This is a genomic window from Conyzicola nivalis (assembly GCF_014639655.1).
GTDB lineage: Bacteria > Actinomycetota > Actinomycetes > Actinomycetales > Microbacteriaceae > Conyzicola > Conyzicola nivalis.
Genome location: NZ_BMGB01000001.1, coordinates 1,823,639 through 1,836,576 on the forward strand (window position 1 = coordinate 1,823,639; position 12,938 = coordinate 1,836,576).

Genomic DNA, 12,938 nt, shown 5'->3' on the forward strand with positions numbered 1-12,938 from the left:
CTGTCTGCTGCTAGTGACAACCGCCTGGACTCGGGTTGCCACAGCAATAGTCTCACGGTCGCAATCGCTGGTGTGCGCCGACACAGCCGACCCGACCAGATAGTGCGTCAGCGACGGGTGAGCGTCGCCACCGCCTCCACGTGGTGGGTGTGCGGGAACAGGTCGAACGCGCGCAGCGCGGTGAGGTCGTAGCCGCGCTCGGCGAACAGGCCGATGTCGCGGGCGAGCGCCACGGGGTCGCACGCCACGTAGACGATCTGGGCCGGCTGCAGCCCACCGATGGCCTGCACGACCTGCTTGCCCGCGCCGGAACGGGGCGGGTCGAGCACGATCGTCGCGGCACGCAGGCGCGCGCGGTCGTGCGCGTTGGCGGTGGCGGCGAGTTGCGCGATCCAGCGCTCTACCCGTCCCGTCGCAGCATCCGCCCCTATCCATTCCGCGAGGTTGCGTGAGGCGAACCCGGTGGCCGTGGCGTCGCTCTCGACGCTCGTGATCTTGGTGCCGGAACCGAACCTGTCGGCCACCGCGGCGGCGAGCAGGCCGACTCCGCCGTAGAGGTCGAGGTTGTGGGCCTTGGTGTCGAAGAGCGCGGGGGCGATGGCCTCCTGCACGGCCGTGGTGAGGGTCTGGGCGGCGTGGGTGTGCACCTGCCAGAATCCGGTGTCGGCGAGGCGGAACTCGCGGTCGCCGACGACCTCGGTGATGGTCGACGGCTTCTGGTCGCCGACGATGAGGCGGGCGCCCCCTGTCGCGGCCTGCACGATGTCGACGTGCTCTTCGCCGACGAATTTGGCGTCGAGGGGTGCCGCCTCCTGCACGAGCTCCGTGGCGAGCGGCAGTTCGGTGACCGCGATGACCTTGTGCGAGCGGGCAGCGTAGGGACCGGGGCGGCCGGATGCATCGACGTGCAGGCGAACCCGGGTGCGCCACCCCGTGCCGTCGTCGGCGCCGGGGAGCGCCTCGACGATGACGTCGTCGGCGATGGGCGAGTCGAGCTTGGCGAAGCGCTGCAGCGAGTCGACGACGACCTGGCGCTTGAGCTCGCGCTGGTGGGAGAGCTCGATGTGGCCGAACTCGGCGCCGCCCGCGCGGTTCTCGGGGGCGCGGGCCACACTCGCCGACGACCAGACGTGCATCTGGCGGTGTTCGCTGGGCTCGATGACCTTCACGGTCTCGGCGCGCCAGAACGACTTCTTCGAGTCCTCGGTGATGCGGGCGAGCACGCGCTCACCGGGAATGGCGTCGCTGACGAAGATCACCCGGCCGTCGTGGCGGGCGACGGAGATTCCGCCGTGCGCGATGTTGGTAACGTCGAGCTCTAGTTCTTTCGATTCAGCCATCTACCGAGTTTAGGAGTCAGCGTGCGCCTGTACCTCGCGTCGACGTCACCGGCCAGGCTCGCGACGCTGCGCGCGGTGGGGGTCGAGCCTGTTCTGTTGGCATCGAATGTCGACGAGGATGCCGCGGTGGCGGCGGCCGGGCCCCTTACCGCCCCCGAGATGGTGCTGTTGCTGGCGCGGCTCAAGGCCGAGGCGGTCGTGGGCCGGACGGTCGACGGCGCACCCATCGACGGTTTTATCCTCGGCGGCGACTCGGCCTTCGAGCTCGACGGTGTCGTCTACGGCAAACCGCACGAGCCGGCCGTCGCCCGCGAACGCTGGTTGCTGCAGCGCGGCCGTGAGGGCGAGCTGCACTCCGGCCACTGGCTCATCGACCACCGCGCCGGGGTCGCCGCCGGTGCGACCGGCGGGGTCTCCACCTCGAGCGTGCGTTTCGCCGCCGACATCAGCGAGGACGAGATCGACGCCTACGTGGCGACGGGCGAGCCGCTGCAGGTGGCCGGCGCGTTCACCATAGACAGCCTCGGCGCCCCGTTCATCAGCGAGGTGCGGGGCGACCCGCACGCCGTCGTGGGGCTCTCGGTCGCCCTGCTCCGCGAACTTCTTCTCGGATTCGGAGTGCGCTGGCACACCCTGAGGAACCGCGGGTTGTAGGGCTCCTGAGGGTGGCATCCGCCTTTCTTGTAGGCAGCGACCAAATTGGCAGCCCTCGCGGCCCCATAAGCTAGGGGACTATGGCTCGCATCTCCAAGGTCCTCATCGCTAACCGCGGAGAGATCGCAGTACGCGTTATCCGCGCCGCTAAAGACAGCGGCATCACCTCGGTGGCGGTGTACGCCGACCAGGACAGGGACGCGCGGCACGTCAAGCTCGCCGACGAGGCGTACGCGCTCGACGGCGCGACCTCGGCCGACACCTACCTCGTGATCGAGAAGATCCTCTCGGTGGCCCGCCGCTCGGGCGCCGACGCCATCCACCCCGGCTACGGCTTCCTCGCCGAGAACGCCGACTTCGCGCGCGCCGTGATCGACGCCGGCATCATCTGGATCGGTCCCTCCCCCGACGCGATCGAGAAGCTCGGCGACAAGGTCTCCGCGCGCCACATCGCCGAAAAGGTGGGCGCACCGCTCGCACCCGGCACGCTCAACCCCGTGTCCGGCGCCCAGGAGGTGCTCGACTTCGTCGACATCCACGGCCTGCCGGTCGCGATCAAGGCGGCGTTCGGCGGTGGCGGCCGCGGCCTCAAGGTCGCCCGCACGCGCGAAGAGATCCCCGAGCTGTTCGACTCGGCCACCCGCGAGGCCATCGCGGCATTCGGCCGCGGCGAGTGCTTCGTCGAGAAGTACCTCGACCAGCCGCGCCACGTCGAGACGCAGTGCCTCGCCGACGCGCACGGCAACGTCGTCGTGATCTCGACCCGCGACTGCTCGCTGCAGCGACGCCACCAGAAGCTCGTGGAGGAGGCGCCCGCGCCGTTCCTCACCGTGGCGCAGAACGCCGAGCTGTACTCCTCGTCGAAAGCGATCCTGAAAGAGGTCGGCTACGTCGGCGCCGGAACCTGCGAGTTCCTCGTCGCGAAAGACGGCACCATCTCGTTCCTCGAGGTCAACACGCGCCTCCAGGTCGAGCACCCGGTGTCCGAAGAGGTGACCGGCATCGACCTCGTGCGCGAGCAGTTCCGCATCGCTGAGGGCGGCGTGCTCGACTACGACGACCCGATCCCGCAGGGCCACTCGTTCGAGTTCCGCATCAACGGTGAAGACCCCGGACTCAACTTCATGCCCTCGCCCGGCCCCGTGAACGTGCTGCGCTTCCCCGGCGGACCCGGCGTTCGCGTCGACTCCGGCGTGACCACCGGCGATGTGATCAGCGGCGCGTTCGACTCGCTGCTCGCCAAGCTCATCGTCACGGGCTCGACCCGCGAGGACGCCCTCGAGCGTTCGCGCCGCGCCCTCGACGAGTTCGAGGTCGCGGGCCTGCCCACCGTGCTCCCCTTCCACCGCAAGATCGTGCGCGACCCCGCCTTCACGTCGAACCCGTTCTCGATCTACACGCGATGGATCGAGACCGACTTCGACAACGACATCGAGCCGTGGAGCGGGTCGCTGCAGGACTCCGCCGCCGCGTCCGCGCGCCACAGCGTGGTCGTCGAGGTCGACGGCAAGCGCATCGAGGTCTCGCTGCCGTCGAAGCTCCTCCCCTCCACCGGAGGTGTCGCGGCCGCCGCGGCCCCGAAGCGGCGCGGTAGCGGCGCGGTCTCCAGCGCCACCGGAAACAGCGTGAAGGCCCCCATGCAGGCCACGATCGTCAAGCTCGCGGTCGCCGACGGCGATGTCGTCGTCAAGGGCGACCTGATCCTGGTGCTCGAGGCGATGAAGATGGAGCAGCCGATCACCGCGCACAAGGACGGCACCGTCTCCGACATCAACGCCGCCGTCGGCAGCACTGTCTCGTCGGGGCACGTGCTGCTCTCGATCGGCTAGCTGCGCCCGGGGCGCGCCACGCTGCCGACTGGCACGGGTGCGCCCGTTCGAGCGCCGGCAGCCGGGCCAGACGGCCGCACGCGCGGCTCACCGCAGGCCCGCGTCCCGCATGTGATCTCGAAGCCTGGGCAGCGTGGTCGCGGTACTCCAGCCCCACCGCGTCACGTTGTGCCCGAGTGCCCGAAGCCGGTCTTCGCGACGCTTCTCGTCGTGAAGCGCCTCCTGCGGAGTGCGACCCGCTAGGAACACCGGATCCTGGTACTTGATCTCGCCGTCGAACTCCCCGATGAGAGCGAACTCGGGCCACCAGAAGTCCACGGTTCCGATCTTGCCGAAGCGGTCGCTGAAGCTCACTTGCAGCCGTGGTTTCGGCAAACCCAGGTCGTGGAATCCCACTCGGCTGACCGACTCGCCTGGCGACTCCGCTGCGCCGTCGGCCATCTCGATCGCGACCCTCGCCTTCACGACGCCTGCGCCGGACCCCGCGTGCTCCAGTTCGGCAAGCAGTTCGGATTTTGCAATCGGGGCCCGGATGACACGGCCGTCGTGAGAACGGAGGCCGTGCAGCGCGGCGTCTGCCATGGTCACCGCCTCGCGCAGGCCGTTCGAGCGAGCAATGTCGACAACCGTGCGCGCGATGGAAGTCACGCGCAGGCCGTGCAGATCCACCGCCGTGACCGGCCCGATCGTGTGCCTCTGGAGACCCGCCGTCGACCTGCCGCCCTGCGCCCGCTCGCATATGACGTGCACCTTCGGCGGCCACTCGCCGATGGCCGGCAGTCCCCAGATAGCGGCGGCTGAGTGGAACGCGAAGATCAACGGGTCGTTCGCTGCGAGCTGGGCGCCCTGCACGCGGTACAGGTATCGGAGGTCACGGGCTTTGGCGGGCCGCACGTCCGGGGGCACCGGCGGGTGGTAGACACCGCGCGCTACTCGAACGAGGGTCCCCGCTCGCACCTTGCGCAGCAGCTCGCCCCACATGCCGCCAGCACGCTGGTCTCTCTCGATAACGAAGTCGTCGCGCCAGTCGTCGATTGCTGCCATCCTCCGATCGTGCCGGTTTGGTCCCACTCGCAGTGTGGGTGTCGCCCTCCGGTGCACGGTGGGTGAGAACCTCGCGCGGTGGAGGGATGCCGCGTGCGCCAGTTCGGCGCGGGGGCGCCTGTTCGAACGCCCGCGCCCGCACCAAACGGCAGCACCCGGCGCCGCGAGCGCCCTCGCTACACTCGGACCGTGCGTGACACCGTCCTCAGCGTCGCCGGCGACCTCGGCCTGCCCGCCGCCCTCGTCACCGACGCCCTCGGCTATCTCACGCCCGAGACCGAGCCGCTCGTAGCCGCCCAGGTCGCGGCGCTCGAGGCCGCTGTCGGCACCGGACGCGACGTGCCGTGGCCGATCGACGACGAGCGCTTCCAGCTGCTCGCCCTGCTCGGCACCGTTCCGGCCGCCCGCGCCTGGTTCACCGCTCAGCGCATCGACGACGGCATCGCGCGCGACTCGCTCGCCGACCTCACCCCGAAGCTGCGCGACTACGGTGTCGCGGCGACCGGCGTCGACTGGCTCGCCAAGGTCGTGACCTGCGGTGTCTTCACGATCGGCCGCCTGCAGTTCGAGCCGGCCGCTCCCTCGCCCGCGGGCCGCGCGTTCAACACGCACATCCCCGAGTCCGGGCCGCTCGACCCCGCCGCGTGCGACGCCTCGTTCGCCCGCGCGCTCGCGTTCTTCGGCGCCCGCGGCGACTCGACTACCCGCGCCTTCGTCTGCTCCTCCTGGCTGCTCGACGACCAGCTCGCGGCGTACCTACCGGCGGAAAGCAACATCCTGAATTTCCAAAGGCGCTTCACCCTCGTCGACTCCGAGACCTCGGATGCGCCCGCACGCCTCGAGGGCCTGGACGGCACGACCCACGGCGACCACGCGGTGGCGAAGTTCATCTTCCGGCGCCCGCTGGCCGAGCTGTCCGCGGTCGAGCCGCGTTCCACGCTCGAGCGCGCCCTGCTCGAGCACCTCGCCTCGGGCCGGCACTGGCGCGAGCGCACCGGCGTGCTGCGCTAGTTGACGATGTGCATTGCTCGAGCGGCATCCGTGATGCTGCCCGTGAGCGAAGGGTAGACCGAGAACGCGGCCGCCAGTTGGTCGACCGTGAGGCGGTGCTCCACGGCGAGCGAGAGCGACGCGATGAGCTCTGAGGCGTGCGGCGCGACGATCACGCCGCCGATCACCGTGCCGGAGCCGGTGCGCGCGAACAGCTTCACGAAGCCGTCCTTGATGCCCATCATCTTGGCGCGCGGGTTCGAGGCGAGCGGCAGCTTGTAGATCTCGCCCTGGGCGATGCCGTCTTCGATCTGCTTCTGGGTCCAGCCGACCGTGGCGATCTCTGGCTGGGTGAAGATGTTCGACGCCACGTTGCGCAGCTCGGTCGGGTTGACCGCGTCGCCCATCGAGTGGAAGACCGCGGTGCGGCCCTGCATCGAGGCGACGGATGCGAGCGGCAGGGAGTTGCTGCAGTCCCCGGCCGCGTAGATGGAGGGCACGCTCGTGCGTGCCACCCGGTTCACGCGGATGTGGCCGGTCTCGGTGAGCTGCACGCCCGCCTCGGACAGGCCGAGGCCCGCCGTGTTCGGGATCGAGCCGACCGCCATCAGGCAGTGGCTGCCCTCGACGACACGTCCGTCGGAGAGGGTGGCGACGACGCCGGTGGCGGTGGCGACCACCGAGTCGGCACGGCTCTTCGACAGCACGGTCATGCCGTTGCGGGTGAAGACGTCTTCGATCACGCGGGCGGCGTCGGCGTCCTCCCCGGGCAGCACCTGGTCGCGGCTCGAGATGAGCGTGACCTTCGAGCCGAGCGCGCGGTAGGCGGAGGCGAACTCGGCACCGGTGACGCCGGAACCGACGACGATGAGGTGCTCGGGGATCTCGTCGAGCGAGTAGACCTGCGTCCAGGTGAAGATGCGCTTGCCGTCGGGCATCGCGCTCTCGAGCAGGCGGGGCGAGGCGCCCACCGAGACGACGAGCGTGTCGGCCTCGATCTCGTCGAAGTCGGTGCGGCTCTTGCCGCGGCCGTTGGAGACGATGACGCGCTGGGGGCCGTCGAGGCGTCCCTCGCCCTGGATGACGGTGACGCCGGCCTTGATCAGCTGGCTCTTCATGTCTTCGCTCTGCTGGCGCGCAAGGCGCAGCAGGCGGGCGTTGACGGCGGCGAGGTTCACGGCGACCTCGGGACGCACCGGGCGTCCGCTCTCGCCGCGGGTGAAGAACTGCACGCCGAGGTCGGCCGCCTCGCCGATCGCATTGGTGGCCTCGGCCGTCGCGATGAGCGTCTTCGACGGCACGACGTCGGTGAGCACGGCCGACCCGCCGACACCGGTGCGCTCGATCAGGGTGACGTCCGCTCCGAGCTGCGCGCCCGCGAGAGCCGCTTCGTAACCGCCAGGCCCTCCGCCGAGTACCGCGATGCGCTGCTTGCGTTCGAATTCGTAGGCCATGCCTGCAATTCTCCCCCGGCCGGGTGCCAGCGCCCAAACTCGCGAACACCCCCAGTTCGTGAACACACGGATGCCGCGGCGCCCGCAATAGAGTGGGACTCATGTCGAACCACCCCCTGGATGACCCAGCCACCGACCCGTTCGCCGTCGCCGCCACTGCGGCCGCGGAAATCGCCGAGAAGACGGGTGTCGAGAAACACGACATCGCGCTCACCCTCGGCAGCGGCTGGGGCAGCGCCGCCGACCTGATCGGCGAGACCACCGCCACGATTCCCGCCGACGAGATCACCGGCTTCTCGAAGCCCGCGCTGGTCGGCCACTCGGGCACCCTGCGTTCCGTGCTGCTGCCGAGCGGTAAGCGCGCCCTCGTGATCGGCGCCCGCACGCACTACTACGAGGGACACGGCGTGCGCCGCGTCGTGCATTCGGTGCGCACCGCGGCCGCCACGGGCGCGACGACCATGATCCTCACGAACGGGGCCGGCGGCATCCGCGAATCGTGGAAGCCCGGCACCCCCGTCCTGATCAGCGACCACATCAACCTCACCGCCGACTCCCCGCTCGAGGGTGCCACCTTCATCGACCTCACCGACCTCTACAGCGCCCGCCTGCGCGCGATCGCGAAGGAGATCGACCCCGGGCTCGACGAGGGCGTGTACACGCAGTTCCGCGGACCGCACTACGAGACGCCCGCCGAAGTGCAGATGGCGAAGGCGATCGGCGGCCACATCGTCGGCATGTCGACCGCGCTCGAGGCCATCGCCGCGCGCCAGGCCGGCATGGAGATCCTCGGCATGTCGCTCATCACCAACCTCGCGGCCGGCATCTCGCCGACGCCCCTCAGCCACGCCGAGGTGCTCGAGGCGGGCGCCGAGGCGGAGCCCGTCATCAGCGCGCTGCTCGCCCGGATCGTGGGCGCGCTGTGACGCTCCGCGAGGCACCGGAGCTGATCGCCCAGGCCCGCGCCTGGCATGATCAGGACCCGGATGAAACGACCCGCGCCGAACTGGCGACACTGATTCTCGCCGCCGAGACGGGCGACACTCAGGGCACCGTCGAGCTCGGCCGCCGCTTCGGTGCCCGCCTCGAGTTCGGCACCGCCGGCCTTCGCGGCGAGCTCGGCGCCGGCTCGAACCGCATGAACCGGGTGCTCGTCGCGCAGGCCGCCGCCGGTTTCGCAGCCTACCTGCTCGAGAAGCACGACGGTCCGGGCGCACCGAGCGTCGTCGTCGGTTACGACGGGCGCCACAACTCCGCCGTCTTCGCCCGCGACACGGCCGAACTCATGGCCGGAGCCGGCGTGCGGGCCATCCTGCTGCCGCGGCTCCTGCCCACGCCCGTGCTCGCCTTCGCCGTCCGCCACCTCGACGTGAGCGCCGGTGTGATGGTCACGGCGAGCCACAACCCGGCCCGCGACAACGGCTACAAGGTGTACCTGGGCGGCCTCGACCACGGCTCGCAGATCGTCGCGCCCGCCGACGCCGAGATCGCCGCGCACATCGGCCGCGTCGCCGCGGAGGGAAATGTGCTCGAGCTGCCCCGCTCTACCGACTTCGAGCTCGCCGGGGAAGACGTCGTCGACGAGTACGTGCGCCGCACCACCTCGCTCGGCAGCGCTGGGAAGGCCCCCGTCAAGGTCGTGTACACCGCGATGCACGGCGTGGGCTGGGAGGTGGCGCGGCGGGTGTTCGCCGCCGCGGGCTTCGCCGAGCCCACCGTCGTCCAGGCGCAGATCGAGCCGGACGCCGCCTTCCCCACGGTCGACTTCCCCAACCCCGAGGAGCCGGGCGCGCTCGACCTCGCCTTCGCCACGGCCACCGAGGTGGGCGCCGACCTCGTGATCGCCAACGACCCCGACGCCGACCGCCTCGCGATCGCGGTGCCCGACGCCGCGGGCGGCTGGCGCCGGCTGAGCGGCAACGACGTCGGCTCGCTGCTGGGGTGGCGTGCGGCCGAGCGGCTCGCGGGCTCCGACGTGGACGGCACCCTGGCGTCATCCCTCGTCTCCTCCCCCGCTCTCCAGGCCATCGCCACCGAGTACCGCCTCGACTACGTCGAGACGCTCACCGGTTTCAAGTGGATCTCCCGCGCCGGCGGTCTCGCTTTCGGCTACGAGGAGGCCCTCGGCTACCTCGTCGACCCGCAGAAGGTGCGCGACAAGGACGGCATCTCGGCCGCCGTCGACTTCCTCTCGCTCGTCTCCGAGCTGGCCGACCGCGGGCTCACCCTCGCCGACCACGAGCTCGCCTTCGCCGAGAAGTTCGGTGCCTTCGCGTCGTCGCAGATCTCGCTGCGCGTCGACGACCTGGGCGACATCGCCCGACTGATGGCCCGCCTGCGCGACAAGCCGCCCGCCGCCGTCGGGTCGCTTCGGGTCGACCATATCGACGACTTCTCGGGCGGATTCGGCTCGTTCCCACCCGGCGACATCCTGCGGTTCGCGCTCGAGGGCGGCGCCCGCATCATCGTGCGCCCGAGCGGCACCGAACCGAAGCTGAAGGTCTACATCGACGCGTCGTCGACGGATGGCACGGCGGAAGAACGCCGGACCCGGGCCGCGTCCGTGGTCGCCGAACTCGACGCCGCTATGCGCGACCTGCTCGCGTAGTGGTGCGTGCGCTGACGAACCTGCAACTCGCGGGCGCCTCTGTGGCGCTCGGCCTGGCCTGGCTGGTCTCGCTGGCGATCGTCGGCGAAGCCCCCGTAGCGCTCGAGATCGTACGGGTTCTGCTGGGGGCCGTCCTGGCTCCCGTGCTCGCGATCGTCGTGGGAGTGCGGCTGGTCGCCGCGCCGCTCGCCCTGACCCACCGCGTGCGTCGCGCGCTCCAGGCGAGCGCCACCGTGGGCGTGATCGCGCTCGCCCTCACCGCCAACTCGTTCGTGGTCGGCGTGGACGATTCCGAGGCGGGTCGACCGAGAGGGCTGTTCGCGAGCCTCACGTCGGCCTACATTCTCGTGAGTGTGCTGGGCTTTGCGGCCGCGATCGCCCTCGTGCTGTTCCTGCTGCTACGCCGCCGTCTGTCCTTCCGCGCGAGTGTCGCCGTCGCGGCCCCTCTGGGAGTGGTCGCGGCCCCGCTCGTCGCGGTGACCCTCTTGGGCCCGGGGGCCGTGATCGGCCTGTCCCTGGTGGTCTTCGCCTACGCGGTATTGCCGCGCCTGTCCGGTGTCTTCAGGCTGCCACCGGCCACACCCCGGACCGTCGCGGTCGAGCCGCTTCGCGACCGGGTCATCCTTCTCGCTGCCATCTCGCTCGCCGTGACCCTCGTCGTCTGGTGCGGCGGTTTCGCGCTGAGCATCGCCAACACGGGCACGGATGCCGCGACGACCAGTCTCGGCCTGGCATCCGCCGTGGGGCAGCTCGCCGTGCTCCCGCTGCTCTGGGCGTTCTCCCTCGTCATCGGGTTCTGGCAGCCACGGGTCGAGCGCGCCGCCCTGCGCGGTAGTGCCGCGGCAAACGCCGTCGTCGTGGTGGTCGTCTCCGCGATGGTGGCCACCTACTCGAGCGAGGGCGACGGCTACGTGCTGCTGCTCCTCGTACTCAGTGCGGGCGTCGGATTCTGGGCGGGGAGTATCGCCTGGGCGCTGTGGCAGGCACGGCGGCCAGCCGAGCGGATCGCGCTGAGCGTGGTCGCCGCCGTCGCGGCGACCGTGACCTATGCCATGCTCGCAGCGCTCACCGCGGGCATCGTGCTCGCCCTCGTGAGCGGACTACTCGCCTTCGGCGGCGCGCGTTTCCTGCTGCGGAAGCCGGGCGCCGAGGTGGAGCCGGTCTAGCCCAGCGACGCCTCCAGCTTGGTCGCGAGTTCGTTGGTGTCGAAGAAGTTCTCGATCACGATCACGTCGGCGAAGGTCTTGCCGATCGCGTCGACGAACTCGGCAGACGTGAGGATGACCTGGGCGTCGCGCGCCATTTCGAGCGAATCCAGGTGCACCGCCGTGACATCCGCCTCGATGTCCAACTTTTTCAGCACGCGTTCGGCGTTCACCTTGAGAATTCCGGAGCTTCCGATTCCCGCTCCGCAGATCGCCACGATTTTCACTCTGACCCCCCGGCCATGATCGCCTGCACTTCGGCGACGCTCGTCGCCGCCGCGAGCGCCTGGATGGCGTTCGAGTCGTTGAAGACGTTCGCGAGATTCGCGACCGTCTTGAGGTGCGCATCCGCGGACTTGATGGCGAGAGCGAGCACCACCCGCACCGGGTCGTTGTGCGGATGGCCGAAGTTCACGGGCTCGGCGAGCGTCACGATCGCGAGGCCGTCGGCGAGGACCTCGGGTCCTGGCCGGGCGTGCGCGAGAGCGAGCCCGGGGGCGATCACGACGTAGGGGCCGTGCTCCTCGATCATGCGGATCATCTCGTTCGCATAATCGGGGGTGGCCGCGCCCGAGCGCACCAGACCGAGGCCGGCGAGGTGCACGGCCGAGCGCCAGTCGGGCGCCGATGCGTGGATCTCGACCGCCTCGTCCGGCACAGCGGGAAGCGGCATGGCTAGGCCTGCTCGAAGCCGGTGAGGATCTGCTCGATCAGGTCGTCGCGGTCGTCGAGCGAGAGGAAGGATGCCGCGGCCGCGTTCAGCTGGAACTGGGCGAGGTCGTCGAGGGTGTAGCCGAACTCCTCGGCGAGCAGGAACAGCTCTTTCGACAGGCTCGTGTTGCTCATCAGGCGGTTGTCGACGTTCACCGTTACGCGGAAACCGAGCTGGTAGAGCACGTCGAACGGGTGGTCGGCGAGTTCGGTGCCCCACGCGTTGGTCTGCAGGTTCGATGACGGCGACAGTTCGAGCGCGATTTGGCGGTCCTTGATCCACTCGGCGACCCGGCCGAGCTCGACGTAGACACCCTCGTCGTCTTCGCTCGTCGTGCTGATGTCTTCCGCGATGCGCACACCGTGGCCGATGCGCAGCGCGCGGCCGTCGAACAGGGCGCTCTTGATGCTGTCGAGGCTGTCGGCCTCGCCGGCGTGCACGGTGACGGGCAGGAAGTTCTGGGCCAGGTAATCGAAGGCGTCGGCGAGCTTGCTGGCCGGGAAGCCGGCCTCGGCGCCGGCGATGTCGAAACCGACCACGCCGTTGTCGCGCTGGCGAACGGCGAGCTGGGCGATCTCGAGACCGCGGTCGGCGTGACGCATGGCGCTGACCAGCTGGCCGACGCGGATGGTGTGTCCCGACTCGGCGGCGTCGACGACGCCCTGCTCGAGCCCCTCCTGCACGGCTTCGACGACCTCGTCGAGGCTGAGCCCGTCGGTCAGGTGCTGCTCGGGCGCCCAGCGCACCTCGCCATAGATGACGCCGTCGGCGGCGAGATCATGCACGAACTCACGGGCGACGCGGAACAGGCCGCCGCGCGTCTGCATGACGGCGATGGTCACGTCGAAGGTCTTGAGGTACTCGACCAGCGACCCGCTGTTCGACTGGGACTCGAACCACGCCGCGAGCTCGGTCGCATCCGTCGTCGGCAGCTCGAATCCGATTTCCTCGGCCAGATCGATGATCGTCTGCGGGCGCAGTCCGCCGTCGAGGTGGTCGTGGAGGGAGATCTTGGGCAGCGCCGTGATCGAAGCGCCACCACCCGGGAGAATGTAGGTTTCGGCAGCGGAGTTCATGGGACTAAATCTACCCTGCCGTGCCC

At 70.1% G+C, this 12,938-nt stretch carries 12 protein-coding genes; 6 read left to right on the forward strand and 6 right to left on the reverse strand.

The features are described 5' to 3' along the window. Positions 1-107: 107 nt before the first annotated feature. Positions 108-1,340, reverse strand: a complete 1,233-nt coding sequence (locus tag IEV96_RS09050; RefSeq protein WP_188510296.1) for a class I SAM-dependent RNA methyltransferase — start codon at positions 1,338-1,340, stop codon at positions 108-110. 21 nt (positions 1,341-1,361) lie between these two features. On the opposite strand from IEV96_RS09050, the gene IEV96_RS09055 reads away from it, so the two are divergent. Then, positions 1,362-1,994, forward strand: a complete 633-nt coding sequence (locus IEV96_RS09055) for a Maf family protein (RefSeq protein WP_188510297.1) — start codon at positions 1,362-1,364, stop codon at positions 1,992-1,994. Positions 1,995-2,074: 80 nt separating this feature from the next. After that, positions 2,075-3,823, forward strand: coding sequence for an acetyl/propionyl/methylcrotonyl-CoA carboxylase subunit alpha (locus IEV96_RS09060; protein ID WP_188510298.1), 1,749 nt, complete (start codon positions 2,075-2,077; stop codon positions 3,821-3,823). A gap of 87 nt (positions 3,824-3,910) precedes the next feature. Here IEV96_RS09060 and IEV96_RS09065 read toward each other — a convergent pair whose 3' ends face one another. Further along, the gene (locus IEV96_RS09065; protein ID WP_188510299.1) at positions 3,911-4,867 is read right to left on the reverse strand and encodes a hypothetical protein; all 957 of its coding nucleotides are present in this window, start codon (positions 4,865-4,867) and stop codon (positions 3,911-3,913) included. Positions 4,868-5,056: 189 nt separating this feature from the next. On the opposite strand from IEV96_RS09065, the gene IEV96_RS09070 reads away from it, so the two are divergent. Next, on the forward strand, positions 5,057-5,878 hold the full coding sequence (locus IEV96_RS09070; RefSeq protein ID WP_188510300.1) for an acyltransferase domain-containing protein: 822 nt from the start codon (positions 5,057-5,059) through the stop codon (positions 5,876-5,878). On the opposite strand, the gene IEV96_RS09075 is transcribed toward IEV96_RS09070, so the two are convergent. Further along, on the reverse strand, positions 5,875-7,311 hold the full coding sequence (locus tag IEV96_RS09075) for an NAD(P)H-quinone dehydrogenase (RefSeq protein ID WP_188510301.1): 1,437 nt from the start codon (positions 7,309-7,311) through the stop codon (positions 5,875-5,877). The two genes, IEV96_RS09070 and IEV96_RS09075, sit on opposite strands and share 4 nt — an antisense overlap. 101 nt (positions 7,312-7,412) lie before the next feature. On the opposite strand from IEV96_RS09075, the gene IEV96_RS09080 reads away from it, so the two are divergent. From IEV96_RS09080 to IEV96_RS09090, 3 genes are read left to right on the forward strand one after another with little or no spacing between them, the layout of a single operon-like run. Continuing rightward, positions 7,413-8,237 carry a purine-nucleoside phosphorylase gene (locus tag IEV96_RS09080; protein WP_188510302.1) on the forward strand — a complete coding sequence of 275 codons (825 nt, stop codon included), beginning with the start codon at positions 7,413-7,415 and terminating at the stop codon, positions 8,235-8,237. After that, on the forward strand, positions 8,234-9,919 hold the full coding sequence (locus tag IEV96_RS09085; RefSeq protein WP_188510303.1) for a phospho-sugar mutase: 1,686 nt from the start codon (positions 8,234-8,236) through the stop codon (positions 9,917-9,919). The genes IEV96_RS09080 and IEV96_RS09085 overlap by 4 nt, the downstream gene beginning before the upstream one ends. Before the next feature lie 2 nt (positions 9,920-9,921). Beyond that, positions 9,922-11,085: a hypothetical protein gene (locus tag IEV96_RS09090; RefSeq protein ID WP_229733178.1), complete on the forward strand. Its 1,164-nt coding sequence runs from the start codon at positions 9,922-9,924 to the stop codon at positions 11,083-11,085. On the opposite strand, the gene IEV96_RS09095 is transcribed toward IEV96_RS09090, so the two are convergent. Genes IEV96_RS09095 through IEV96_RS09105 form a run of 3 tightly spaced genes read right to left on the reverse strand, consistent with a single transcriptional unit; the run spans position 11,082 to position 12,912 of the window. Beyond that, a complete protein-coding gene (locus IEV96_RS09095) occupies positions 11,082-11,351 on the reverse strand; it encodes a PTS sugar transporter subunit IIB (RefSeq protein WP_188510305.1) in 270 nt (89 codons plus the stop codon). The genes IEV96_RS09090 and IEV96_RS09095 overlap by 4 nt on opposite strands. Continuing rightward, positions 11,348-11,797, reverse strand: coding sequence for a PTS sugar transporter subunit IIA (locus IEV96_RS09100; protein ID WP_188510306.1), 450 nt, complete (start codon positions 11,795-11,797; stop codon positions 11,348-11,350). Before IEV96_RS09100 ends, IEV96_RS09095 begins: the two co-directional genes overlap by 4 nt. A 2-nt stretch (positions 11,798-11,799) precedes the next feature. Next, positions 11,800-12,912, reverse strand: a complete 1,113-nt coding sequence (locus IEV96_RS09105; protein ID WP_188510307.1) for an adenosine deaminase — start codon at positions 12,910-12,912, stop codon at positions 11,800-11,802. Positions 12,913-12,938 lie beyond the last annotated feature (26 nt).